The organism is Lacrimispora xylanolytica (assembly GCF_026723765.1).
GTDB lineage: Bacteria > Bacillota > Clostridia > Lachnospirales > Lachnospiraceae > Lacrimispora > Lacrimispora xylanolytica.
On sequence record NZ_CP113524.1, the window covers coordinates 3,517,036 to 3,542,798 of the forward strand.

Genomic DNA, 25,763 nt, shown 5'->3' on the forward strand with positions numbered 1-25,763 from the left:
CCAAAACAAGCTCTTTCTACACTTTTTCGTTCATAAATGAAATGTCTTTTCTTACCTCTGGGATAATCCAGCAATCACAAGATGCTTTGCCAACACAGCGGTAGTAACAGCGCCCACCCCGCCAGGAACTGGGGTTGCCATGGATGCGATTCCCTCCAGGGAATCGAAATCCACATCGCCGCAAAGTTTTCCGTTTTCATCCACATTGATTCCCACATCAATGACAACGGCACCAGTTCCAACGTAGGAGCCGTCAAGCATCTTTGCCCGGCCTACGGCCGCAACCAGAATATCTCCCTGTTTGCAGGTCTCCTTTAGATTCTCTGTCCGGGTGTGGCAGATCGTAACAGTGGCATTTTCTTTTAACATCAGCATGGAAAGGGGACGTCCGACCACCATACTTCTGCCGACCACAATTACCTTTTTACCTGTCATGGGGATTTCATTGGCCTTTAGAACCTCGACCACAGCTTCTGCAGTACAAGGTGCAAATCCGGATTCATCTCCTGCAAAGACCTTGGCAATGTTAACAGGGGAAATGCCGTCTAAATCCTTTTTCGGCTGGATCATTTCCTCGATATCTTTTTCCCTGATCTGCTCAGGCAGGGGGCGAAGCAGCAGGATTCCCTGAATCTCAGGATTTTCATTGATCTTTGAAAATTCCCGTTTAAAATCCTCATCGCTGATATCACCTGGAAAGGCAAAGCTTTCTGCCAGAAGGCCGAATGCCTCCATCTTTTTTAAAGCTCCCCGCTCATAGGAAAGATCATCGGGCCGCTCTCCTACTCTTACGATTGCAAGCTTCGGTGTACTTCCTGTCATTCCCTTACAAAGCTCATCCACCTGTTCCCTGATTTTAGCAGATACTTCTGCACCCTTTAATGTTATCACGGCTATTTTTGCCTCCTTTATTCTGTCTTTAACGCCGTTTCCACCTGCGTATAAATTTGATCTGCCCAAAGGATTCCTTCCTCTGAAACGTACTGAGCCCTTGCATTTAATTCTCTGGCTTTTTCCCGGTTGACCATTGTTTTTGTATTGATTAATACGTTCATCTTGGCTCCAAGGAGGGAAGCACGGATCATCTGTACCCCTACTCCCACATCGCTGACCGCCAGGCGGCTTCCTTTGACTGCCAGAACCTCCATATGATTAAGAGCCTTTAAGCAAAGCTCCATGACAGAAAGAGGCACCTGGGCAGCCGAAACAAGGAGATCTTCCAGGATTTCAGTTTTTTTCTTCTTTTCTTCCTCCGTTTTAGACGGAAGGGCATAAGCTTCGGCCAAAGGTGCAAATACAGCTGCATCCTCATCGGCAAGTCTCATAAATTCCTCTCTGATCTGGGAAAGGGATTGAAGGATAGACTGCATCTCCTCTTCCACCTCTGCATACTTCTTTTTACCAAGAGTCAAATTTACCACCATCTCACCGAGAGCCGTTCCAACTGCGCCTCCAAGACCAGCTGCACCGCCTCCCCCTGGTGTGGGGCTTTTGGATGAAAGCTGTTCTAAGAAGGAAGAAACTGTAAAATCCTGTATCATTTGTCTATACCGCCTTTCAGACTGAAAATTTTATTTAACATTATATAAGGCTTTCTGGAAAAACACAAGGTTAACTTGAAAGGTGTGGAAAGGAAAGATCGTCAAGCTCTGATCTGAGCCTGATATCTCCATACTTTGCCGCAAGGGGCGAAAAGATTCTCACTGTCTCTTCTGCCCGTTTCTTAAAGGTGGCCGGATCTACAAATTCTATGGTCCGCATATTGTGAAGACGGTCCGCCAATGCAATCAAAGCACCACGGTCATCGGTACATATGCCTGTTTTTTGAAACTCTTCGTAGGCATAGAGTATCTCTTTGATGATTCCTTCTTCCTCCCATTTTCCTGCATCATGAAGAAGTCCAGCGCCTACCGTCATAAAGTCTGCTCCCATGTCTGCTAAGAGTATGGCTACCTTTAAGGGATGGGTAATGTATTCCTCTCCAGAATACCGCTTTTGTCCCTGATGGAAATGAAATGCCTTTTCATATAGGTTTCTCAATTTTTCCGGTTCATATTCTGTACCATTTTCATTTAGAGTATTTAAAAGCTCTTTATAAAGTTCTTCCGGTTCCTTTAAGTTTTCTGTATTTTTTAAAGATAATCCCATGGTGTCTCCTTTCCATGATTGGTCACGGAGATGAAACGCTCTTAACAGCGCGGGAGAATAGCCGAACTGGCTGATAAAGGCTTTGGCAAAGCCGCCATGGGTATCCCAGCCATAATCGAGAGCCACATCTAAGATTTTCCGGCCTCTGGATATTTCTCCGGCTGCCGCAAAAAGACGTCTCTGCTTTAGATATTCCATGGGAGACGCTCCCACCTTTTCCTTAAAACATCTGGAAAAATACCAGGGGGAATAGCCTGCCCATGCGCTTAAAGCTTCCACAGTCAGATTCTCTTTTAAATGCTCTTCCATATAGAGGGTACATGACAAGGCCCATTCTCCTCTTTTCATTCCGCTGCCTCCTGTTGTTGGTTTCCCACGTGGTAACCTGATTATAGCAGAATGAAAAGAGGCTTGCTGCTCCAAATTTGCCTTTTTTAGAATTTTTAGAACTTCAAGAATATTTAGAATCAATAAAATGATTAGAATGATTGGTAAAAACTGATTATTTCAATGTTTTTAAAACCGCTTCCAGCTTCACGACCATATCATCTACATGTTCCTTCTCAATGACAAGAGGCGGAACCAGACGGATTACATTCGTACCTGCGCTGATGATAATAAGCTTTTCTTCCAGGATTGCCTTTTCCGCTACTGGAGCCACTGGCACAGAAAACTCCAGTCCCTGGATTAAGCCCACTCCCCGGTGTCCGGTTATCACCGGATACTTTTTTACAAGCTCCTCCACCTTTTCCCAAAGATAATCTCCCACCTCATTGACGTGGTTCACAATATCTCTGTTCTCAAAGATTTCAAGAACCTTTGCTGCCGCAGCTGTCACAAAGGGATTGCCGCCGTAGGTGGTTCCATGATCTCCTGGTGCCATGGCTGTAGCGGCCTTTCCTGATGCTAAAAAGGCACCGATTGGCACACCGTTTCCAAGAGCCTTTGCAGCTGTCATCACATCAGGTTTAACGCCGTATTTCTGCCAGGCAAACATATCTCCTGTCCGCCCCATGCCGCACTGAATCTCATCCAAAATAAGAAGCATATCGTATTCATCACAAAGGGCTCTCACGCCTTTTAGAAATTCTTCTGTAGCAGGATAGATTCCTCCTTCTCCCTGAATCGTTTCCATGATTATGGCACATGTTTTATCATTGACCAGTGTCTTTACGCTTTCTAAGTCATTGAAATCTGCAAACTTGATTCCTGGAATAAGGGGCCTAAATGGCTCCTGATATTTATTATTTCCGGTCACGGAAAGAGCTCCAAGGCTTCTTCCATGGAAGGAGTGGTTCATGGCAATGATCTCATGATCATGGCTGTTATCCTTATTATAGGCATATCTTCTGGCGATCTTTAACGCCCCTTCAATGGCTTCTGTTCCACTGTTGGTGAAAAACACCTTATCCATCTGGGAAACCTTTAAAAGCCGTTCTCCCGCCTCTACTACCGGTACGTTATAAAACAGATTGGAGGTGTGAATCAGCTTATCCACCTGAGACTTTAAGGCATTGTCGTATTCCTTATCATGGTAACCAAGACCCATAACTGCAATTCCAGCGGTAAAGTCAAGATACTCGGTTCCATCGGTATCGTAAAGATGAACACCCTCTCCATGGTCAAATACCACGGGAAAACGGTTATAGGTCTTATAAATATGCTCTTCTGACTGATCAATATACTCCTGTTTACTCAGCATGATAAAAACGCTCCTCTCCCGGACTGATAATTGCAGTTCCGATTCCTTTATTAGTGAATATCTCAAGAAGCAGGCAGTGTGGGATACGTCCGTCCATAATATGTACCCTGGATACTCCCTCCTTCATGGCATCAATACAGTTTTGAAGCTTTGGGAGCATTCCACCCCCAAGGGTTCCGCTGCCGACAAAATCCTCCGCTTCTTCAATGGACATTTCGGAGATGAGAGAGTCTTTATCTTTAAAATCCCGGTAGACCCCCTCCACGTCCGTCAAAAAAGCCAGTTTCTCTGCTTTCACGGCTGTGGCAATGGCGCAGGCTGCGTCATCGGCATTGATGTTGTATGTCTTAAAGTCCTCGTCAAAACCAACAGGGCAGATGATAGGTAGAAAATCCTTTTCCAACAAATCATAGATAATCTGTGGGTCCACCTCGGTAATGTCTCCTACAAAGCCGATGTCCTCCCCATTAGAAAAGCGCTTTTTGCATTTTAACATCATTCCGTCTTTTCCGCTGATTCCTACCGCCTTGATTCCAAGCTCATTGACTAGCTGCACCAGACTTTTATTCACCCGGTTAAGAACCATTTCCGCAATCTCCATGGTAGGCTCATCGGTTACCCGAAGTCCTCCCACAAACTGAGGCTCCATGCCAGCCATCTCCACCCAGCGGCTGATTTCCTTTCCGCCTCCATGAACGATAATGGGCTTAAAGCCAACAAGTCTTAATAAAACCACGTCCTGAATGACCTGTCGTTTCAGCTCCTCATCCACCATAGCGCTTCCGCCGTATTTCACTACAATGATCTTTTTGTTGAATCTCTGGATATAAGGTAGGGCCTCAATGAGTACTTCTGCCTTCTGCATGATGCTTTGATCTAAATCCATAATGTTTTTCCTCCCTTATTTCCAGTTACGAACGGTAATCTGCGTTGATTTTTACATAGTCAAAGGTCAAATCACAGCCCCAGGCTGTGGCGGTCGCCTCTCCCATTTTAATGTCTGCGGTGGCCGTCACTTCCGGCTCTGATAATATCTTGGTGGCTTCTTCTTCGCTGTAGGGAAGAGCCACGCCGTCTTCTATGATTTTAAGCTTTCCAGCTGCGCTTTCAAAATATAAATCTACCTTTTCCGGATCAAACTGTGCCCCGGAATAGCCCATGGCACAAAGGATTCTGCCCCAGTTGGCATCGTGGCCGAAGATGGCTGCCTTTGTCAGGCTTGAGGTAATGACAGACTTTGAAAGTGTTTTGGCCTGCTCCTTTGTTTCTGCGCCGATAATCTTTACCTCAAACAGGGCTGTACAGCCCTCTCCGTCTCCTGCCATCTTCTTTGCCAGTGTCTCATTGACTTCGTGGAGTGCCTTTATAAAGGTGTGATAATCCTCATTTTTTTCTGTGATTTCCGGATTCTCTGCCAGGCCGTTGGCAAGGAGCAGTACGGTATCATTGGTGGACGTATCTCCATCTACGGAAATCATGTTATACGTGTCTTTAATGTCTTCCCGTAAGGCTTCTACCAGAAGCTCCTTTGAAATGGCGGCATCTGTGGTAATGAAGCTTAACATGGTACACATATCCGGATGGATCATGCCAGAGCCTTTGCACATGCCTCCGATGGTAACGGTTTTTCCTCCAAGCTCTATCTGCACAGCCACTTCCTTTTTCACGGTATCTGTGGTCATGATAGCTGTGGCTGCATCGGTTCCGCTCTCTATGGCTGGGGATAAAGCCGGAGCCATGGCTTTAATTCCTGCCCGTATCCGGTCCATGGGAAGCTGCATGCCAATGACTCCGGTGGAAGCCACCAATACGGCGTCTGCCGGAATGGAGAGACACTCTGCTGCTTCCTTTGCGGTCTCCTGACAGTAGGAGTAACCCTCCTGACCGGTACAGGCATTGGCGATTCCTGCGTTCACTACAATGGCCTGAATGAATTTGGAATGGTCCACCATTTCCTTATCCCATTTGACTGGTGCTGCTTTTACGATGTTGGTGGTATAGGTTCCTGCTGCTTTACAGGGAACTTCGCTGTAGATCATTGCCATATCTTTTCTGTCTTTATATTTGATTCCCGCTGCCGTGCAGGATGCTTTAAATCCCTTTGCTGCTGTTACTCCGCCGATAATTTCTTTCATATAATGTCCTCCCTGATCTATGGAAATGTATATCCTGCTTGTATGAGTTTTTCCATTGCCTTTTTATAATTTTCTTTTTTCACCAATATGTAATCCGTTTGAAAGGTCGAGACTGCAAAAATTCCGATTCCATGGTCTGCCAAAACAGCGGACAGCCTGGATAGTATGCCAGTCAGAGAAAAATCCAAAGTCCCCTCGATACGAAACGCCCGAAAACCATCTTCGCGCTCGATGGACTCCTTGGGAACCAAAGCGGTTTCACACACCAGGGAAAGTTCTTCATCGGTCTTTCCAAAGAACCAAAACTGGGAAGCCTGGATTTCCTGAGTCAGCTCTGAAAGTTCGGAGATCCTGCAAACGGTATAATCTCCTTTGATCTGTTTTAATTCCATCTTACTCCTCCTATGGATTTACCATGGATTTATTTCCTTCATTTAATATATAATCATAGGAATTAACGTCTTCTCGCAGAGTAAAGCCTAAATCCTGCCAGAACTTATTTCCCACTTCGTTGGAGCAGAACGCAATCAAACTAACCTTATTGATTCCTTCTTTTTTCAGTCTCAAAACAGCTTCCGAAACCATCTTATGTCCCACGCCCCTGCCTCTGTAATCACTAGCTACACATACGTGGTAAAAGCTTGCCTGTCTTCCATCGTGGCCGCTTAAAATGGTACCGATAATTCTGCCGTCTTCCTCTGCAATTACACTGGTCTCTGGATTTCTTCTTAAAAAGCGGTCCACGCCCTCCCTGGAATCATCGAAACTGCGAAGTGCAAATCCTTTGATTCCGGTCCAAAGCTCGTAAACCTTATCGTAATCCCCAGGTGTCATGGTTCGAATGATCATCATCTGCTCCTTACTAAAATCAATTTACTCTTTTACGGAAACATGGGAATCAGCTTAAGCCCCTTTTGTTCCGGAAGTCCAAAGAGAAGGTTCATATTTTGAACCGCCTGTCCTGCGGCTCCCTTAACCAGATTATCCATGGCTCCCATCATGATGACCCGGTTGGTTCTCTCATCCACCACCGCATTCACATCTACGAAGTTGCTGCCTTCCACCCATTTCGTCTGAGGCGTAATGTCACCGTTTAATACCCGGACAAAATATTCCTTCTCATAATATTTATGGTAGATTTCTTTGATTTCCTCATTGGAAACCTTTTTTGTAAGAGTTCCATATGCAGTCACCAGGATTCCCCGATTCATTGGTACAAGATGAGGAGTAAAGCTGATGGTAACCGGATTTCCGGCTCCGTAGGAAAGCTGTTCTTCTATTTCCGGTGTATGTCTGTGAGTTCCTACGCCATAAGCCTTGATGTTTTCGTTGACTTCACAGTAAAGATTATCTACCTTAGCTCCTCTGCCAGCGCCGGAGGTTCCTGATTTTGCATCAATAATGATGCTGGCCGGGTCTATAAGGCCTTCCTTTACCAGAGGATAAATACTTAGAATCGAACAGGTAGGATAACAGCCTGGATTGGCGATCAGCCTTGCTTCCTTAATTTTTTCCCGGTTAATCTCAGGGAGTCCATAAACTGCTTCCTTAATATAATGAGGCGTTTTGTGAACCATTTTATACCATTCTTCGTATACTGCAACGTCCTTGATCCGGTAATCTGCACTTAAATCAATAACCTTTGTCTTTGATAGAATAGTGTCATTCAGCAGAGATGCCAGGTAACCCTGAGGTGTTGCCGTAAAGATTACATCTGCTTGTTCTGCCAAAGCTTCTATATTATCATCCAGACAGCTGCCTTCTACGATTCCAAACATGTTTTGATATACAGAAGCATATTTCTGATCTACATAGCTTTTGGAACCGTACCATATAATTTCCACATCATCTCTCTGGAGCAAAAGTCTTGCAAGCTCTCCTCCTGCATATCCGGTCGAGCCAATGATACCTGCTTTTATCATATCCATCTCTCCTTTTTGTACTTATCTTATACCTATCATTCTTTGCATGAAAATCACGTTTCATGCCTGTGGATTTATTAGTTCATAATTATACATCTGTTTTGTATATTATGCAAGTTCTTTTTAATTTTTATATTTTATGCTTGCATTATACCCAGTTTTGGTGTATATTTATGAAAGTTCAATTAATAAAAAACCATTTAAGGCAGAGGAGGAACATAGAATGAAAGAAAAAGTTATTTTAGCTTATTCCGGAGGACTGGATACCACAGCAATTATCCCTTGGTTAAAGGAGCATTTTGATTACGATGTTGTTTGCTGCTGCATCGACTGCGGCCAGGGAAATGAATTAGACGGTCTGGAAGAGAGAGCCAAATTATCCGGCGCTTCTAAATTATATATTGAAGATCTCGTTGATGATTTCAGCGACAATTACATTATTCCCTGTGTCCAGGCAAATGCCGTATACGAGAATAAATACCTGTTAGGCACTTCCATGGCACGTCCTGCCATTGCAAAAAGACTGGTAGAAATTGCAAGAAAAGAAGGAGCCACTGCTATTTGCCACGGAGCTACCGGAAAAGGAAATGACCAGATTCGTTTTGAGCTTGGCATCAAGGCGCTTGCACCAGATTTAAAGATCATTGCTCCATGGCGTATGACTGATGTATGGACCATGCAGTCCAGAGAAGATGAAATCGAGTACTGCAAGCAGCATGGAATCGACCTTCCCTTCTCCGCAGACAGCAGCTACAGCCGTGACCGTAACTTATGGCACATCAGCCACGAGGGCTTAGAGCTTGAGGATCCAGCCAATGAACCTAATTATGACCATCTTTTAGTACTTGGCGTTTCCCCAGAGCAGGCACCAAATGAAGGCGAGTATGTAACCATGACCTTTGAAAAGGGAGTTCCAGTAAGCGTTAACGGGAAAAAGATGAAGGTTTCTGATATTATCACCACCTTAAATGAGCTGGGCGGAAAGCATGGAATCGGTATCATCGACATCGTTGAAAACCGTGTAGTTGGAATGAAATCAAGAGGTGTTTATGAAACTCCAGGCGGCACCATCTTATTAGAGGCTCATCAGCAGTTGGAGGAGCTTGTGTTAGACCGTGCTACTATGGAAGTGAAAAAGGATATGGGAAATAAATTTGCTCAGATCGTTTACGAAGGAAAATGGTTTACTCCTCTTCGCGAAGCCATTCAGGCGTTCGTAACTTCCACTCAGGAGTATGTGACTGGCGAAGTGAAATTCAAGCTTTATAAAGGAAATATTATTAAGGCTGGAACTACCTCTCCTTATTCCTTATACAGTGAATCCCTTGCTTCCTTTACCACTGGAGATCTTTATGATCACCATGACGCTGACGGATTCATCACACTGTTCGGCCTTCCGTTAAAGGTTCGTGCTATGAAGATGCAGGAAGCTGAGAAGAAGAATTAAGAAGAAATAAAAGGAATAAAAGAAACTAAAAAAGGGTACTGCAAAACGGAAAGAATCAACGTTTCATTTTGCAGCACCCTCTTTTTATTCTCCTAATTGCTTTAAGGAATCCCCGGTAACCCGGTAAACAGTCCACTCATCCATAGAAACCGCTCCCATGGAACGGTAAAAGTCTATGCTTTTCTGATTCCAGTCAAGACATGACCACTCCAGTCTTCCACAGCCACGCTCTACGGTTATGGATGCCAGTTTTTTAAGAAGCGCTTTTCCTACTCCCGCTCCCCGGTATTCTGATCTCACAAAAAGGTCTTCCAGATAGATGCCGGCTCTTCCAAGGAAGGTGGAGAAGTTATGGAAGAACAGGATAAAGCCTGCTTCCTTTCCGTCAGCCTGAGCCAGAATAACCTCTGCTTTTTTCTGGTTAAATATCCACTCTTCTAAAATTTCCTCCGTTGCTACTACTTCATCCTGTAGCTTTTCGTATTCAGCCAGTTCCTTAATATATTCGAGAATCAATCCTAAGTCCTGTCTGTCAGCATATCGAAAAGTAATCTCCATTTCATTTTCCTCCTGAATGTAATTTATTTAATGCCTTATATTCACTGCTTCTCCAGCGCTTTCTTAATGCGGGGAATCATCTGTTTTGTATAAATATAACCATTTTCCATGCACTCCTCCATGCAGTCAAAGGTAAGAAGTCCTGCTTCCTTTGGTAAAGGCGGCTTTAAGAGCATGACCTCGCCTCCGCTTCCGCAGTCCTTTAAATCCCGGCTCATCACGGAGAAGGAATGATAAGCGATCTCTATAATGGAATCGTCATGAGGCTTCTCATACTTTTCTCCAATATCCACGCCTAACACTCTGGGGACTCCGGAGGCAATTAATAAGTCTACCGGAAGATTGTTCGTCACTCCCCCATCTACCAGCAGAAAATTCTTAATAGGTCTTGGGCGGAAGATGGCGGGAACAGAAGAACTTGCCATCATCACCTCACACAAGGTACCGCTTCTCTCCCATTTTACATGTTCCAGTTTTAAGGCCGAGAGAGGAATCTGTTCCTGAAATAAATTGGTGAATACAATGGTATCTCCGCTGTTAATATCCACAGCCGGAATCAAAATTCCTCTGCATTTCCCCTGTATTCCTAAATTGTTGGTAAGATCACAAAGAAAATTTTGTAATCGGTTTCCCTTAATGAGACCTCTAAGGGAAGTCTGCTTTCCCAATATAATCTGGGGAAGAAATAACGCAATCCCAAGAACGTCAGGGTCAATCAGGCTTTTTCCGTGCTTGGCTAACCAACGCACCGTCTCCCTCATTTCCCCAATGTCCATACCTGCTGCGTAAAGCCCTGCCACTATGCTTCCAGCGCTGGCTCCTGCGATATAATCCGGTAGAAGTCCATTCTCCTCCAAGGCTGTTAAAACACCCACATGGGCAGCCCCTCTGGTACCGCCCCCTGCCAGCGCCAGTCCGTAATCTGCCATTCTTCTCTCCTCGCGTTTCAGCTAGGTTTCAGAAAAATTTATGCCCTGGAGGAGAAATATATACCTGTCCTCAGGATACAAAGAAGAACAGATTTTAAGGCATCCCAAACCCCTGGGATCGCTTCTTAAAAACTGTTCTTCATTTCTTTATTTCAATGGATTTGACTAACCCAATGGATTATTTGGCATAATAAGCATCGACACCGTCTGCAATTCCCTTGGCGATCTTATCCCGGTATTCTTCCGAAGCCATCTTCTGGTCTTCCTCTGGATTGCTTAAAAATCCCATCTCTACAATGGTCACCGGAATCTTACACCAGTTGATGCCGCTCATGGAATCAGTCTCCTGAATTCCCTTGTTCTTAAATCCTGTCTGTGCTGCAATTCCATCAACGACTGTCTTAGAAAGAGCATGGCTCTTATCGTATAGATTGCCGTTGTATGGATTTTTCGATGTCTGGCTCATAGTTAAAACACCATGAACACTGCTGTCATTTAAAGAATTGGCATGAACACGGATAAAGATATCGGCACCGCTTTTGTTTGCCATCTCGGCTCTCTCTGCATTGCTGATATTCACATCATCGGACTCACGGATCATATACACCTGATAGCCTCTGTCCGTCAGCTCTTTTTTCAGCTTTAAGGATACGGCAAGGGTAAGCTTATATTCGGGGATTCCGGTCTTAACACCGGTTGCTCCTGATGCCACCTTCGCCTTCATCTGGGAAGAGCCTGGGGCAACTGGTTCCTTCTCAGAATTTCCCTTAGCCTGATGACCTGCATCAATGGCTATGATCTTACCTGCTCCCTTTGAGGAAACTGTAGACGCTTTGCTTGGTTCCTCTTCCTTTGGCTTGTCCTTTGACAAGTACTGGGAAGAGACATAGCTGATCTTTCCATCAAGCACCACGCGGCTCCAGGAGCTGCTATAGCCGGTCCGCTTTAAGGAAGTGCCTTTGTTAAGCTTTGTAAGAATCTCACCACTGGAAGAAGGAGACTTTCTTACATTTACTGATGTGGCAGTCACGTATACGGTTTCATCTTCTCCCTGAAATGCAGGAGCCGTTTCCTTTGTGACCGATGCCTCATTGGAGCTTGATTCCGCTTTTCCTGAACTGTCTTCTATGGAAACAGGAGCTGATTCCTTATCTCCCTCAGGCAGACCACCCTGGGCTTCTTCCACCGAAGGGGCATCCAGGGCCTGGTACTTTTTCTGACAGCCCATAAGGACTGATGCACAAAGAAGAAGCATAAAAAGGAGTAACCAGACCTTACTTTTTCTTAGATTTCTCACAGTATGGTTCCTCCTCCTACTACATAGTCCCCATCATAAAATACCACTGCCTGTCCAGGTGTGATTGCACGCTGAGGTTCCTCAAAGCGGCACTCTACGATTCCATCTTCCACTTCCTTTATGGTACAGGAAGCACCCTTGTGGCTGTAACGGATCTTGGCAGTAACCTTCATCTCTTCCCCATGAAGCCCGTCCACTGACATCCAGTTAAGGGTACCGGCACGAAGGGTATCTGAAAATACATCTTCTCCCTTTCCAATGACTACTTCATTGGTTTCCGGGCGGATCTCCACCACAAAGACAGGATATCCCATGGATAAGTTAAGACCTTTTCTCTGGCCCACCGTATAATGGGTAATGCCTTTATGACGCCCGATGACCTTGCCGTCTAAATCTACAAAGTTACCTTCCGGTGCTTTTTCTCCTGCATTCTCTTCAATAAAGCCTGCATAATCATTATCCGGAATAAAGCAGATCTCCTGGCTGTCCGGCTTATGAGCGACCCGCAGGCTGATCTGAGTGGCTATCTCTCTGATCTGGTCCTTGGAATAAGCGCCTACCGGCATTAAGGTACGGGAAAGCTGCTCCTGGGTCAGATTATAAAGGGCATAGGTCTGGTCCTTCGCAGCAGTGACTGACTTTTTTAAGGCAAACCGTCCGTTTGGCAGCTTGTCTATCTGGGCGTAGTGGCCGGTTGCAATGTAATCGGCACCAATATCCAGACTCCGTTTTAAGAGAGATTCCCATTTCACATACCGGTTACAGGCGATGCAGGGATTGGGCGTTCTTCCCTTTTGGTATTCCTCTACAAAATAATCAATAACACTTGATTTAAATTCCTCTTTGAAATTCATGACATAATAAGGAATAGAAAGATCCCAGGCAACACGTCTGGCATCGTCTACTGCACTGAGTCCGCAGCAGCCTCCGTTTTCTTCCTGGGTATTATTATCCTCATCCTGCCATATCTGCATGGTGACTCCGATCACGTCGTAACCCTGCTCTTTTAAAAGCCAGGCGGCGACTGAGGAATCCACGCCTCCTGACATTCCAACTACTACTTTCGCTTTACTCATAGCTTCACGCTTCCACTTTCCGCCCACGCTTCTGGGTATAGAAGGCTTCTTAATATTCTTCTTCAACCTCTTCTTCACCAATATCAGACTTTGGTTTCTTAAGGCCGTCAATTTTAATCCCGTTCTTATTTGCATAATCCCATAACGCGGCATGAATTGCTTCCTCTGCCAATAAAGAACAGTGTACCTTTACTGGAGGAAGTCCGTCGAGTGCCTCACAAACGGCCTGGTTGGTAATCTCCATGGCCTCCTGTACTGTCTTTCCCTTTACAAGCTCGGTTGCCATACTGCTGGTAGCAACAGCTGCACCGCAGCCAAAGGTTTTAAATTTTACATCCTGAATGACCTGATTCTCATCAATGTCCAGGTACATTCTCATGATATCTCCGCACTTTGCATTTCCTACGGTACCCATACCGCTTGCGTTCTCTATTTCTCCAACATTTCTTGGATGCTCAAAATGATCCATTACTTTTTCAGTATACATATTCTATATTCTCCATTTCCAGGTAATGATTCCCAATTGTGATCGTCTGTCGATTGAATGTTTTATTTGGCCTGATGTCTCATATAATCTTCATAAAGAGGTGACATGCTGCGAAGCTTATCTACAATCTCTTTCATGGACTCCACTACATAATCCATCTCTTCTCTGGTATTAACCTGATCCAGGGTAAGGCGAAGGGATCCATGAGCGATCTCATGAGGCAGCCCAATGGCTAAAAGTACATGGGATGGATCTAAAGACCCGGAAGTACAGGCGGAACCGCTGGAGCCGCAGATGCCCTTCATATCCAGCATGATGAGAAGAGATTCTCCCTCAATGAACTGGAATGCAAAATTAACATTATTGGAAAGTCTGTTCTTTCTATGACCATTAATCCTGGTATACGGAATCTCATCCATGACGCGATTCATTAAATATTCCCGGAGATCGGTTTCTTTCTGGATTCTTTCATCCATCTCTGAAATGGCAAGCTCAACCGCTTTTCCAAAGCCAACGATTCCTGGAACATTCTCAGTTCCTGCACGGCGCTTTCTTTCCTGACCGCCTCCGTGTACAAAGGAACGGGATTTGATTCCGGTTCTTATATATAGAAAGCCAATGCCCTTTGGTCCGTTGATTTTATGACCGCTGGCACTGAGCATATCGATATTGTATTCATCTACATTAATCGGCACATGACCGAAAGCCTGGACTGCATCCGTATGGAAGAGAACTCCGCGTTCCTTTGCAATCTGTCCAATTTCTTTGATTGGTTCTATGGTACCAATTTCGTTATTGGCAAACATAATGGTAATGAGAATGGTATCCGGACGAATGGCTTTTTTTAATTCCTCCAGTTTTATCACACCGTTCTCATCTACATCTAAATAAGTAACTTCAAAGCCCCGTTTTTCTAAATACTCACAGGTGTGAAGCACCGCATGATGTTCAATCTTGCTGGTAATGATGTGTTTTCCTTTTGTTTCGTAGGCTTCTGCCGTAGCAATCAGTGCCCAGTTATCAGCCTCCGAGCCGCCTGCGGTAAAATAAATCTCATTGGATTTTGCACCCAGGGCGTTTGCAATGGTCTCTCTGGCTCCTGTAATGGCCTTTTTTGAGATCCCGGAAAACTCATATACGGAAGATGGATTTCCATAAAATTCCGTAAAATAAGGCAGCATAGTCTCCACGACCTCTGGTCGTGTTTTCGTCGTTGCTGCATTGTCAAGATAAATCAACTGCTTCATAGTTGTTAGTTCCGCCTTTCTGTAGTTCTAAAGTTAAAAGCTTCATCTACAAATTCTATTATACACACATTTCCTAGAATTTCAATAGGAATGATTCTCATTATGAATATGTCATGAAGAAAGAATGCCTTCCATATATTATAATAATTCTCATTTCCAGGAGATTTCATGAATGAATCTTTAAAGATCCCACGAAAACTCTCTCCAACAAAATATGCACTTTTGACCGGCACGATTCTCCTTACTTCTGCCGGACTGATTACCAGAGTGCTGGGCTTTTTTTACCGCATCTTTCTCTCCAGAACCATCGGTGCTGAGGGTCTTGGAGTCTTTAATTTAATTCACCCGGTCTTTGGCATCTGCTTTGCCTTATGCGCAGGCTCGATTCAGACCGCCATATCCCAGTCCGTAGCCGCAAATGCCAGAAAAGGACGGTCTATTTTCCGCACCGGCCTTGTGATTTCTGTGGGAATTTCCGTGGTTTTAGCATATGGTATCATTCAGTTTAAGGATATCATAGCAAATAACATCCTTATGGAACCCAGATGCGCCCCTCTTTTAATCTTTGTGGCTGTGTCCGTTCCCTGTGCCGCCATTCACGCATGCATCAATGGTTACTATTATGGTATGCAAAGACCTCAGGTTCCGGCCTTCGCACAGATCATGGAACAATCCGTCCGGATTGGGGCCGTGTTCCTGATTGCTGATATTATGATAAAATCCGGGATGACAATCACCGTTCAGCTTGCTGTACTGGGCCACTTAATTGGAGAAGTGGCATCTTCCCTTTATACCATTACTGCCTACCGGTTCTTTCCGCCTAAAATGGCATCAGACGCTGCTCCCATACACTCTGGCTTTCGGGATACCGCCCCAGAGCTTATGCAGTTTGCCCTCCCTCTTATGGGAAACCGCCTTATTTTAAATATCCTGGCAAGTGCGGAGGCAATCTTAATTCCCAGCAGACTCCAGATGTCAGGTCTTTCTGACTCTGCTGCTCTATCCGTTTATGGTGTGCTGACCGGAATGGCTCTGCCCTTTATTTTGTTCCCTTCTACGGTATTTAATTCCCTTGCTGTTCTCCTGCTTCCAACGGTTGCAGAAGCCCAGTCAGAGGGAAATGAACGGAGAATCGGATCAGCCATCTCCATGTCACTGCGCTACTGCCTGTATGTGGGTATCCTTTGCATTGGCATATTTACCATGTTTGGGGATGACCTTGGTGTCAGCGTGTTCAAAGACAATACGGCGGGAAGCTATATGACAATCCTTGCCTGGCTATGCCCCTTTTTATACCTGGTCACTACAATGGGAAGTATTTTAAATGGTCTTGGAAGAACCTCCGTCACCTTTGTCCAGAACGTGATTTCCATGGTGGTTCGACTCCTCTTTGTCCTTATTGGCATTCCAAGGTTTGGAATCCTGGCCTATCTGGTGGGGGCTTTGGTAAGCGAAATCTTATTGGCTCTCATGCATGTTCTCACCTTAAAGAAAAAAATGGATTTTGTCTGGAACGCCTGGGATATGATTGTAAAGCCATCGGCTCTCATGATACTGGCCATTGGAATTTATTATGCCGCCATTTCCTTTACAGATCCCTTTGACGGCCTCCCCCTGTTTCTTAAAACAGTCCTACATATCATGGCCTTATGTATCTTCTATTTAGGGTTACTCTTAGGTGCTCACGTTATGAAAAAGGATGAGACCGAGACTTGACTTCAAACTCCTTATTGATATAATGATAAAAAAGGAGTGAGTCGATTCCATGGATGTGAAAGAAGCATGTTCCCAAATTGAATTGTTTCAAATGATATCGGAAAAATCAAACGCTGCGCTGGAAGCCTGCGGAAGTCTGCGCCGCATTCCAAAGGGAACTCATCTCTTTTGGGATAAGGAAATGAACCAGACTCTTTATATGGTAGTTACCGGATTTGTATCCCTTTATAAAATCAATTCCCAGGGGGAAAGAAAAACTGTATTTCTTCTTGGCAAGGGCGATGTGGTCAATGAGGAGGTCTTACAGAACATGCCGGCTTCCATTAACTGCGAGGCCTTTGAATCTTCCCTGGTATTATGCTTTCATAAAATGGATTTTCTGGCAATCATGCGCCAGGACTTTTCCCTGACAAAAGCCATGTTCGATTCTCTGGCCTTAAAAAACCGCCGTCTGTACCGCCAGTTAAAAAATACGTCCAATTCCCTCCACGGGGAAAAGCGGGTAGCTGCTAAGCTTTGGAGACTGTCTAAGGATTATGGCGTTTCAGAGCCTGACGGAACTTTAATTAATATGGAGCTAAGCGTTACCTATCTGGCGGATATGCTGGGCTCAAGACGGGAAACCGTGTCCCGTCATCTAAAGCATCTCACTGAACAAGGTCTTATCCGATCTCAGAATGGAAAAATTGTCATTCCTGACAGGGAGGCCCTCTCTGTTTTTTTCAAGTCACCGTGATATAAATCACGGTGATTTTTTTATTTATTGATTATACTGTCATTACAGGAAGATTGATAAAAAATAAACAAAGGAGGTAATTTATGTTTCAGGAGGAATATTCAGCGTTAGCAAAAGCAGCAGAAATGAAATCAAAGTTCTTTAAAAGCAACCCGGTTGGTTACTGGATTGCATCTATGCTGGCAGGTATTTATGTGGGGTTTGGAATACTGCTGATTAACTCTGCGGGAGGTATGATTTCTGGTCAGCCCTATGTAAAGATTATTATGGGAATGTCCTTTGGTATTGCCCTTAGCCTTGTTATCATGGCTGGTGCCGAACTCTTTACCGGTAATAATTTAGTCATGTTAGGCGGGGTTTTTCATGGTACGGTTAAGTTTTCAGATACAGTTAAAGTATGGGTCATCTGTTTTCTCGGAAACTGGGCTGGTTCCTTTCTTCTTGCACTTATTTTCTGGGGAGCCGGGCTGACAAAGGGTCCTGTGGGAGAATTCATGGCAAACGCAGCCGCAGCAAAGATGGCAATCCCTCTGGTTCCTCTCTTTTTAAGAGGGGTGCTTTGTAATGTATTAGTCTGTCTTGCCATCTGGTGCAGCTTCCGCTGCAAATCAGAGAGCGGAAAGCTGATCATGGTATTTTGGTGTCTCTTTGCTTTTATTACCAGCGGCTATGAGCACAGCATTGCCAATATGACCTTACTCTCCGTAGGTATCTTAAATCCAGGGGAAGCGGCAGTATCACTCTCTGGTTATTTTTACAACATCATCGTAGTGACTCTGGGAAATATGGCAGGAGGAATCCTGTTTACTGCAATTCCATACTATTTGATTTCCAGAAAGAAGGAGGTTTAGCATGGGTTACATTTTAGGTCTGAAGGAAATCGATGAGGTGCTTCTTCACTGGAAAAAGGATTACGTCATCTATGCACCGAAGCTGATCCCCGATGGCGGGGCATGTTCTGATACGGACTCCATTCACTACGGTGAGATACAGTCCATAGAAGAGATTGTCTTTGACAGAAAGTCAGACTTTTCCTTTAAGGAAATTCTTCTCCCCATCTCTGAAACCTTATTCTATTTCACAGAGGATTCCGTCATGGAACCGGCTGCTCCTGAAAAACAGGCCATCGTCTTTCTTCGAAGCTGTGACCTTCACGCAGTAAAGCGTCTGGATACCATGTATCTACATAACGGTGGGGAGGATCCTTATTATAAGAGGCTTCGTGATCGGGTGAAATTTATCCTGATGGGCTGTGAAGAGTCCTATGAAAGCTGCTTTTGCGTGGATATGGAAACAAACCGTACGGAGGATTATCATGCTTCCCTGGATCTTTCCGAAGAAGGTGTCCGCATTGATAACAAAAATCCCGATTGGGATGAGGTGTTTGCTTCCAGATGTCTGGAAGAGAGGGATGTCATTCCTAACTATGTGACTGAGACTGAGACCCGGGTCAATATCCCAGACAATCTCTCCTTAGACATTATGAAATCAACCATGTGGAATCAATACGACAGCCGCTGCATTGGCTGCGGACGGTGTAACTTCGTGTGTCCTACCTGTACCTGTTTTACCATGCAGGATATTTTCTATACGGATAATGGCAAGGCAGGAGAACGCCGCAGAGTCTGGGCCTCCTGTATGACCGACGGCTTTACCGATGTGGCCGGAGGCGGCAGCTACCGTAAGAATAACGGACAGCGCATGCGTTTTAAGGTGCTTCACAAGGTTTATGATTATAAGAAACGGAATGGGATCCATATGTGTGTTGGCTGCGGACGGTGCGACGATGTCTGTCCGGAGTATATCTCCTTTTCCCACTGCATCAATCAGCTTGAAAATGGTATGAAGGAGGTAAACGAACATGAAGCATAATGAATATCTTCCCTTTCCATCCCGGATCAAAGAGGTCATTAAGCATACGGATATCGAATATACCTTCCGCATGGCCTATGAGGGAGACGTAAAACCGGGTCAGTTCTTTGAGGTCTCCATTCCGAAGTTTGGGGAAGCCCCCATTTCCGTCAGCGGCGTCCGTAAGGATTCTGTGGACTTAACCATTCGCCGGGTAGGAAAGGTAACTGGAGAAATCTTTGAGCGGTACGAAGGAGACAGTCTGTTTTTAAGAGGTCCTTACGGCAATGGATTCGACGTAGAAAACTACCGGGGAAAGGAACTGCTTGTGATTGCGGGAGGTACCGGACTTTCTCCTGTGAAGGGCGTGGTGGATTATTTTTCCGATCATATCGAGGAAACCAATGGAATGACACTGGTGGCTGGATTTAAAACGCCAAAGGATATTCTCTTTTTAGAGGATTTCGGCAAATGGAAACAGGCCATGGAGGTCATACTGACCGTTGACTGTGCCGATGATGACACTGCCTGCCAGATCGGACTGGTCACTCAGTACATTCCAGGCTTAAAGCTTAAGAATAAGGAAGAGACTACTGCAATCGTAGTAGGACCTCCTGCCATGATGCGCTTTACCACTCAGGGACTTTTGGATATTGGGCTCAAAGAAGAGAATATCTGGATCTCCCATGAGCGGAAAATGTGTTGCGGAATCGGCAAATGCGGACACTGTAAAATTGATGACACCTATGTGTGCCTGGACGGACCTGTCTTTCCATTTACCAAAGGCCGCAAACTCTTGGACTAGAAAGGGGAACGTCTTATGGATATAAACACAAAGGAACTGAAAAAAAATGCATTTCGAATCACCAAGCACAGGGGACTGACTGCTTCCCGAATCCGGGTTCCCGGCGGCTACTTAGATGCAAAATTACTGTCTATGATACAGAACATTGCAGAAACCTACGGAAATGGTACCGTACAAATCACCTCCAGACAGGGCTTTGAGATTCCTGGCATTCCATTTGCCGATATCCCAAAGGTCAATGCCCTTTTACAGCCTATTATTGAAGAACTGGACATCAACCAGGCAGAAAAAGGACAGGGCTACAGCGCTGCCGGCACCAGAAATATCACCGCCTGCATCGGCAATAACGTATGTCCCTATGCCTGCTATAACACAACTAACTTTGCAAAAAGAATCGAAAAGGCTATTTTCCCTAACAATCTTCATTTTAAGGTGGCCTTGACCGGCTGCCCCAATGACTGTGCCAAGGTGCGAATGCACGACTTTGGAATCATGGGAATGACACTCCCACACTACGATGCAGACCGGTGCGTCAACTGCGGGGCTTGTGTCAAAGCGTGCAAGAGAAAGTCAACCGGCGCTCTTTCATCCGTAAACTGTAAGGTCGTGCGCAATCATGAGTCCTGTATCGGCTGTGGAGAATGTGTCCTTGCCTGTCCTACCCGCGCCTGGACCAGAAGCCGGGAGAAGTTTTACCGTCTTACCCTCCTTGGGCGGACTGGTAAGAAAAATCCCCGTCTCGGTGAGGATTTCATAAAATGGGCGGACGAAGACAGCATTCTTAAAATCATTTTAAACACCTATGACTATGTAGCAAAATACATTGATCTCACCGCTCCTGGCGGAAAGGAACACATTGGCTATATCGTGGACCGGACCGGCTTTGAAGAATTCTACCACTGGGCCATGAAGGATGTTTCCCTGCCAGAGGAGGCCGATGTTTATAAGCCGCTTTACTGGAAAGGTGTCAAATACTAGTTTCTATGCTGCGCCTGTAAAGCTGTGATGATAGAAAAAGGACTTGAATCCATCTCACGATTCAAGTCCTTTTTATTCCTCACGAGAAATCTGGTAATCAGCCTGATGGCTTACCTCTAATCCTTATCCTTAAGCAGATTATTTAAGATTGCTATGATGAAAGCGGCAAGGAGTGAGTTCATAAAACCACCCATGCTTATATTCTCAACAAAATAATCTGCAATCATAATCGTCCAGGCATTGACTACAAAGCTAAACAAGCCCAGGGTGAGCAGATTGACAGGTAATGTTATGAGCATCAAAATCGGCTTTAGAATAAGGTTTACCAGCAATAGCACCATCCCCATAATCAGAAGCGATCCAAAGCTTCCTATATAAATGGTGTTTAATACCAATGACAGTAGATAGATTGCTAATACAATGGATATATATTTTACGAACAGTTTCATTGTCATACCTCCAATCAACATGTTTCCATTATGTTACGTAGTGTCCTGTCGCCAGTCAATAGCCTTAAGAGAATTATATGATGATTATGCTGGTCCCTGTTTCATTATAAATGATTTTCTATATTCCAATGGAGATAGCCCTTTCCATTCACGAAAGCACTTTGAGAAATAGCTAATATCTGAAAATCCACAGCTTATGGCAATTTCATTGGCCTTTTCATCGGTTTCTGTTAACCGTTCCGCTGCCTTTTCAATGCGGTACTGAACCAGGTAGCGAATGGGTGTGGTTCCAATTACCTGGCGAAAACAGCGCAGGCAAACACTTTTGCTGACGTAAGCACTGTCAGCAATGTCATCCAGAGAAAGTTCCTCTGCATAATGTTCTTCCATGTACTGTATCATGACCTTGGTCCTTTCAGCAGATAATCGTTCTCGGTGACTGGTTTTAACCCCTTGCACCTGCCGATTGCTATTTAGAAGCCGAAATGCTTTTGACAAATGATAGCGAGTAAGGTTTTCATAATCATCCAGCTCATCCACCACTGCCTCCCATGCTGCTGCCATATTGTTAATTACATCTGCCTGCCAGGACATGGAATGGTCCAAGCGCAGATACCGAAAGGATTTATCCTGTATTATGGGAGTAATGAGCTTTTGCCAAAATATGCTGTCAATACTGCCGCCTATCAGTCTGGCATGAAACACCAGGGAGCGGTATCTGGCTTCTATCACTTTGCTATTATCAATATTGTGGAGGACACCAGAATTGATAAATATGGCATCTCCCTCCATGAGCTGAATGGTTGTTTCTTCTACCTGGATGGGAGCAATTCCTTCTGTTATCATAATAAATTCAAACTCATCGTGCCAATGCCATGGCACCGTAGTTAATGATAAATCGTCTTCATAGCAGGCTATGGGAAACATAACAAGCCCATGCCTTTTAAGCTCTTTTCTGGTTCTATCTATGGTAACGTCACAAACTGATAATGCCACGCTCCTCCCCCCCTTTCCGTTATAGATAAAAACGAAGATATAATCATAGGATATCGACGATTTCATTCTATATTTTATACCCTTGCGATGATATAATCATATCAACAAACAAGGAGGATTGCAAGATGACTCATTTACTTTTAGCAATTATCTATATTGCTTTTATCAGTCTTGGACTGCCTGATTCTTTACTGGGTTCTGCATGGCCGTCCATCTATACGGAATTCGGTGTGCCGCTTTCTTATGCCGGAATCATATCCATGATTATTGCATTTGGAACTATTATTTCAAGTCTCCAAAGTGATCGATTAACACGTAAATTGGGAACTGGAAAGGTAACGGCCATCAGTGTTGTCATGACTGCTCTTGCACTATTTGGTTTTTCTGTTTCTCATTCTTTTGCAATGCTTTGTCTTTGGGCAATCCCTTATGGCTTAGGCGCAGGCAGCGTTGATGCTTCCCTGAATAATTACGTTGCCCTGCATTATGAAAGCAAGCACATGAGCTGGTTACATTGTATGTGGGGAGTGGGTGCAACTCTGGGACCTTACATTATGGGCTTTGCACTAACCGGGGGAAATGGCTGGAATATGGGCTATCGCTATATTGGTATCTTACAGATCGTGTTGACCGCGGTATTGGTTTTCAGCCTTCCACTATGGAAAGGTTCAAAGACCACTGCTACTGATTTCACGGATACAAGCAGAAAACCGCTTTCCCTGCCTGAAATCATCCGCATTCCCGGTGCTAAAGAAGTTATGCTATGCTTTTTCTGCTACTGTGCCTTAGAGCAGACCACAGGGCTTTGGGCCAGCAGTTATTTAACGCTGTACAAGGGCATCCTTCCTGAGACTGCAGCCAGCTTTGCCAGTCTGTTCTTTATTGGAATCACCATTGGCCGGGCACTGAGTGGATTTGTTACGATGAAGCTGAGTAATGTTCAGATGATTCGCCTGGGCCAGGTGCTGATTGCAGTAGGTATTATCACTATGCTCCTTCCTGGCCTGCCGTTATTTTCCCTCATTGGCCTGATTTTAATTGGTCTTGGATGCGCCCCTATTTATCCTTGTATTATCCATTCCACTCCGGCACACTTTGGGGCGGAACGTTCTCAGGCAATCATTGGGGTTCAGATGGCAAGTGCCTATATTGGTACCTGCCTGATGCCGCCATTGTTTGGAATCTTGGCAAATAGGATCACAGTCGCTTTATTGCCATTGTATCTGCTGGCTGTATTACTTATTATGGTCCTTATGCATGAGCTATTAACACGTAAGACCGGCTCTTTTGCAGGTCCAGAAAGTGAGGGTTGAAATTGTTTGCAGATTATCATGTTCATACTGATTTTAGTGATGATTCGAATTACCCGATGGAAGCGGTTGTTGAGGACGCCATTCAGATGGGAATGGACGAGATTTGCTTTACCGATCATGTAGATTATGGGATTAAATGTGACTGGGATTCTGGCCCTGGGATTCCTTATAGGGATGGTAAATTGCTGGCAAATGTTGATTATCCTCTTTATGCAGAGACCATTCGGCAATTCCAGTATATCTATGGGAGTAGAATCACCATACGAATGGGGATGGAATTTGGCATGCAGACCCATACCATTCCCCAATATGAAACACTATTTAAACGATATGCGTTTGATTTTATCATTCTGTCGGTACATGAAGTGGATGATAAGGAGTTTTGGACACAGGAGTTTCAAAAGGGCCGAACACAAAAGGAATACAACGAACGCTATTATCTGGAGCTTTATGAGCTGGTGAAAACCTATAAAAATTACAGTGTTTTGGGCCATCTGGATTTAATTACCCGTTACGATCCAAATGGAATCTATCCCTTTGAGAAGGTACGTCCCTTAATCACTGAAATTTTAAAAATCGTAATCCAGGATGGAAAAGGGATTGAAGTAAACACCTCCAGCCGCCGTTATGGCTTAAAAGATTTGACTCCTTCCAGAGACATCTTAAAGTTATACCGTGAATTAGGAGGGACTATCCTTACCATTGGAAGTGACAGCCATGAAAAGAAGCACCTTGGAGCTTATATTACGGATACCAAGCGTGAGCTTCTTTCTCTGGAATTTCATCGGTACTGTACCTTCCATAAGATGGAACCATGTTACCATCTCATAAGCAAAGATTTAGAGTAGGTTCACATTCAGCCACAGGGCAACATAAAGAATGACCCCATGTCTGAATTCACGGGGATTATAGCCTGACAGCCTGTGAATGCGGTCTAATTTATATTGAAGGGTATTCTTATGGAGGAATAAAATCTCGCAGGTTTTCGCCAGAGACATTCCCTGCTCGTAATAGGTCCGAAGCAGATTTAAATCTTCTTCACTGAGGGCTGATAATGTCTTTTTTAAATATTCTTCCCGTGATTTTAAATCAATGCTGCCAAGAATGATTTCTATATCCAGTAAATCAAACTCTGCATAGTTGCTTTTTGCCACTTGCAGACTTTTTAGGGCAATATAGCTATTGTTATAAGAAATCTTAAGCTGATTCATCTCCTGACTGCTTCCTACTCCAATGGATAAAATCTGCTCATAATCTGCCGCCAGCTGTTTTAATACGGGAACCGTTTGCTGCAGATTTTTTTCGTAGACCACTGCAATAAATTCATTGGGGTAGGTATAAGTAAAAAGGGGAGCTTCTATGGATTCCAGAGTTCGAAATAGTTTTTGTTCAATCAGGGATATATTTACCACATTATATCTATGATCTAAAAGAAGGACGACGGTCCTCATTTTCTCCGTGGTATCTACCTTTACTTCATTTAAGCATTGGGTCAAGTACGTTCTGTTTGAAAAGTCTCCCGTAATGAGGCTTCGCACAATATAATTTACTTTTTCTTTCTGTGTAAAAATGGCGGCGTCCATCTCCTGCTCACGAATCAAAAGCTGGGTGATTCGAATGGCAAGATGGGCAAATTTGCGGACCTCATCCGGATCCCCGGTGATTCCGATGACCGCCACAAAAAGCGCATTATGAAAGATCGGTATGTTTACCCCTTTTTGCGACCCCTTAAATTGTTGTTCGCCTGTTGTCTCAATCACTTCTCCTGTCATCGCAGCCCGGTAGCCAATCTCGTGAAAATCACCGATTCTATGATGATTGGTACTGGCAAAAATAATTCCGCTTGCATCAATGAAATTAATATGATAGCCGCTCACGTCCTTCACGGTATCCACGATTTGCTGTGCCAGCTTTTTGCTGATTTTTGTAATCATATCTCTCCAATCTGAATTCTCTCATTTGATACAGATA

Annotated in this window: 27 protein-coding genes; 9 read left to right on the forward strand and 18 right to left on the reverse strand. The window is 44.4% G+C overall.

Translation table 11 applies throughout. The features are described from left to right. Nucleotides 1-51: 51 nt before the first annotated feature. From OW255_RS16445 to argC, 9 genes are all read right to left on the reverse strand, one after another. Nucleotides 52-891: a bifunctional 5,10-methylenetetrahydrofolate dehydrogenase/5,10-methenyltetrahydrofolate cyclohydrolase gene (locus OW255_RS16445; protein WP_268114679.1), complete on the reverse strand. Its 840-nt coding sequence runs from the start codon at nt 889-891 to the stop codon at nt 52-54. A 17-nt stretch (nt 892-908) separates the two neighbouring features. Next, a complete protein-coding gene (locus OW255_RS16450) occupies nt 909-1,541 on the reverse strand; it encodes a cyclodeaminase/cyclohydrolase family protein (RefSeq protein ID WP_024838739.1) in 633 nt (210 codons plus the stop codon). A gap of 70 nt (nt 1,542-1,611) precedes the next feature. Next, nucleotides 1,612-2,496 (reverse strand): HD domain-containing protein, encoded by an 885-nt coding sequence (locus OW255_RS16455; RefSeq protein ID WP_268114680.1) that lies wholly within the window; start codon nt 2,494-2,496, stop codon nt 1,612-1,614. 154 nt (nt 2,497-2,650) lie between these two features. Continuing rightward, nucleotides 2,651-3,850: an aspartate aminotransferase family protein gene (locus OW255_RS16460; protein ID WP_331485663.1), complete on the reverse strand. Its 1,200-nt coding sequence runs from the start codon at nt 3,848-3,850 to the stop codon at nt 2,651-2,653. Continuing rightward, on the reverse strand, nt 3,840-4,736 hold the full coding sequence (gene argB / locus OW255_RS16465; protein WP_024838743.1) for an acetylglutamate kinase: 897 nt from the start codon (nt 4,734-4,736) through the stop codon (nt 3,840-3,842). Before argB ends, OW255_RS16460 begins: the two co-directional genes overlap by 11 nt. Before the next feature lie 25 nt (nt 4,737-4,761). Then, entirely contained in the window at nt 4,762-5,985 is a 1,224-nt protein-coding gene (gene argJ, locus OW255_RS16470) for a bifunctional glutamate N-acetyltransferase/amino-acid acetyltransferase ArgJ (RefSeq protein WP_268114681.1), read from the reverse strand. 17 nt (nt 5,986-6,002) lie between these two features. Then, the gene (locus tag OW255_RS16475) at nt 6,003-6,377 is read right to left on the reverse strand and encodes an ACT domain-containing protein (protein ID WP_268114682.1); all 375 of its coding nucleotides are present in this window, start codon (nt 6,375-6,377) and stop codon (nt 6,003-6,005) included. Nucleotides 6,378-6,387: 10 nt separating this feature from the next. Beyond that, nucleotides 6,388-6,834 carry a GNAT family N-acetyltransferase gene (locus tag OW255_RS16480; RefSeq protein ID WP_268116625.1) on the reverse strand — a complete coding sequence of 149 codons (447 nt, stop codon included), beginning with the start codon at nt 6,832-6,834 and terminating at the stop codon, nt 6,388-6,390. A gap of 32 nt (nt 6,835-6,866) precedes the next feature. Continuing rightward, the gene (argC, locus tag OW255_RS16485) at nt 6,867-7,907 is read right to left on the reverse strand and encodes an N-acetyl-gamma-glutamyl-phosphate reductase (protein ID WP_268114683.1); all 1,041 of its coding nucleotides are present in this window, start codon (nt 7,905-7,907) and stop codon (nt 6,867-6,869) included. A 223-nt stretch (nt 7,908-8,130) separates the two neighbouring features. Here argC and OW255_RS16490 point away from each other — a divergent pair, with 223 nt between their 5' ends. Further along, nucleotides 8,131-9,354, forward strand: coding sequence for an argininosuccinate synthase (locus OW255_RS16490; RefSeq protein ID WP_268114684.1), 1,224 nt, complete (start codon nt 8,131-8,133; stop codon nt 9,352-9,354). An 84-nt stretch (nt 9,355-9,438) separates the two neighbouring features. On the opposite strand, the gene OW255_RS16495 is transcribed toward OW255_RS16490, so the two are convergent. The 6 genes from OW255_RS16495 to nifS form a co-directional block, all read right to left on the reverse strand. Then, nucleotides 9,439-9,912: a GNAT family N-acetyltransferase gene (locus OW255_RS16495; protein ID WP_268114685.1), complete on the reverse strand. Its 474-nt coding sequence runs from the start codon at nt 9,910-9,912 to the stop codon at nt 9,439-9,441. 41 nt (nt 9,913-9,953) lie between these two features. Then, nucleotides 9,954-10,841 carry a patatin-like phospholipase family protein gene (locus tag OW255_RS16500; protein WP_268114686.1) on the reverse strand — a complete coding sequence of 296 codons (888 nt, stop codon included), beginning with the start codon at nt 10,839-10,841 and terminating at the stop codon, nt 9,954-9,956. Between the two features lie 178 nt (nt 10,842-11,019). Next, complete coding sequence (locus tag OW255_RS16505) at nt 11,020-12,138, reverse strand: N-acetylmuramoyl-L-alanine amidase (protein ID WP_268114688.1); 1,119 nt, start codon at nt 12,136-12,138, stop codon at nt 11,020-11,022. After that, a complete protein-coding gene (gene mnmA / locus OW255_RS16510) occupies nt 12,135-13,214 on the reverse strand; it encodes a tRNA 2-thiouridine(34) synthase MnmA (protein WP_024838751.1) in 1,080 nt (359 codons plus the stop codon). The genes OW255_RS16505 and mnmA overlap by 4 nt, the downstream gene beginning before the upstream one ends. A gap of 49 nt (nt 13,215-13,263) precedes the next feature. Beyond that, nucleotides 13,264-13,701: a Fe-S cluster assembly scaffold protein NifU gene (gene nifU, locus OW255_RS16515; RefSeq protein ID WP_024838752.1), complete on the reverse strand. Its 438-nt coding sequence runs from the start codon at nt 13,699-13,701 to the stop codon at nt 13,264-13,266. A gap of 62 nt (nt 13,702-13,763) precedes the next feature. Beyond that, a complete protein-coding gene (gene nifS / locus OW255_RS16520; protein ID WP_024838753.1) occupies nt 13,764-14,948 on the reverse strand; it encodes a cysteine desulfurase NifS in 1,185 nt (394 codons plus the stop codon). Between the two features lie 168 nt (nt 14,949-15,116). Here nifS and OW255_RS16525 point away from each other — a divergent pair, with 168 nt between their 5' ends. The 6 genes from OW255_RS16525 (at nt 15,117) to asrC (ending at nt 21,034) form a co-directional block, all read left to right on the forward strand. Then, nucleotides 15,117-16,664 (forward strand): putative polysaccharide biosynthesis protein, encoded by a 1,548-nt coding sequence (locus tag OW255_RS16525; protein ID WP_024838754.1) that lies wholly within the window; start codon nt 15,117-15,119, stop codon nt 16,662-16,664. Between the two features lie 49 nt (nt 16,665-16,713). Continuing rightward, nucleotides 16,714-17,400 (forward strand): Crp/Fnr family transcriptional regulator, encoded by a 687-nt coding sequence (locus OW255_RS16530; protein WP_268114689.1) that lies wholly within the window; start codon nt 16,714-16,716, stop codon nt 17,398-17,400. 83 nt (nt 17,401-17,483) lie between these two features. Next, a complete protein-coding gene (locus OW255_RS16535; RefSeq protein ID WP_024838756.1) occupies nt 17,484-18,251 on the forward strand; it encodes a formate/nitrite transporter family protein in 768 nt (255 codons plus the stop codon). A gap of 1 nt (nt 18,252) precedes the next feature. Then, nucleotides 18,253-19,272 carry an anaerobic sulfite reductase subunit AsrA gene (asrA, locus tag OW255_RS16540; RefSeq protein ID WP_268114690.1) on the forward strand — a complete coding sequence of 340 codons (1,020 nt, stop codon included), beginning with the start codon at nt 18,253-18,255 and terminating at the stop codon, nt 19,270-19,272. Next, on the forward strand, nt 19,262-20,056 hold the full coding sequence (asrB, locus tag OW255_RS16545) for an anaerobic sulfite reductase subunit AsrB (RefSeq protein ID WP_024838758.1): 795 nt from the start codon (nt 19,262-19,264) through the stop codon (nt 20,054-20,056). Before asrA ends, asrB begins: the two co-directional genes overlap by 11 nt. A gap of 15 nt (nt 20,057-20,071) precedes the next feature. Further along, complete coding sequence (asrC, locus tag OW255_RS16550) at nt 20,072-21,034, forward strand: sulfite reductase subunit C (protein WP_024838759.1); 963 nt, start codon at nt 20,072-20,074, stop codon at nt 21,032-21,034. Nucleotides 21,035-21,150: 116 nt separating this feature from the next. Here the strand turns inward: asrC and OW255_RS16555 are convergent, their stop codons facing one another. Both OW255_RS16555 and OW255_RS16560 read right to left on the reverse strand, forming a co-directional pair. Next, on the reverse strand, nt 21,151-21,483 hold the full coding sequence (locus tag OW255_RS16555; RefSeq protein ID WP_268114692.1) for a phage holin family protein: 333 nt from the start codon (nt 21,481-21,483) through the stop codon (nt 21,151-21,153). Between the two features lie 84 nt (nt 21,484-21,567). Then, nucleotides 21,568-22,479 carry a helix-turn-helix domain-containing protein gene (locus OW255_RS16560; protein WP_268114693.1) on the reverse strand — a complete coding sequence of 304 codons (912 nt, stop codon included), beginning with the start codon at nt 22,477-22,479 and terminating at the stop codon, nt 21,568-21,570. Nucleotides 22,480-22,604: 125 nt separating this feature from the next. Between OW255_RS16560 and OW255_RS16565 the strand changes: the two genes are divergently transcribed. Continuing rightward, entirely contained in the window at nt 22,605-23,792 is a 1,188-nt protein-coding gene (locus tag OW255_RS16565; RefSeq protein WP_024838762.1) for an MFS transporter, read from the forward strand. Then, the gene (locus tag OW255_RS16570) at nt 23,789-24,640 is read left to right on the forward strand and encodes a histidinol-phosphatase HisJ family protein (RefSeq protein ID WP_331485665.1); all 852 of its coding nucleotides are present in this window, start codon (nt 23,789-23,791) and stop codon (nt 24,638-24,640) included. Before OW255_RS16565 ends, OW255_RS16570 begins: the two co-directional genes overlap by 4 nt. Here OW255_RS16570 and OW255_RS16575 read toward each other — a convergent pair. Next, nucleotides 24,632-25,726, reverse strand: a complete 1,095-nt coding sequence (locus OW255_RS16575; protein WP_024838764.1) for a CdaR family transcriptional regulator — start codon at nt 25,724-25,726, stop codon at nt 24,632-24,634. The two genes, OW255_RS16570 and OW255_RS16575, sit on opposite strands and share 9 nt — an antisense overlap. Nucleotides 25,727-25,763 lie beyond the last annotated feature (37 nt).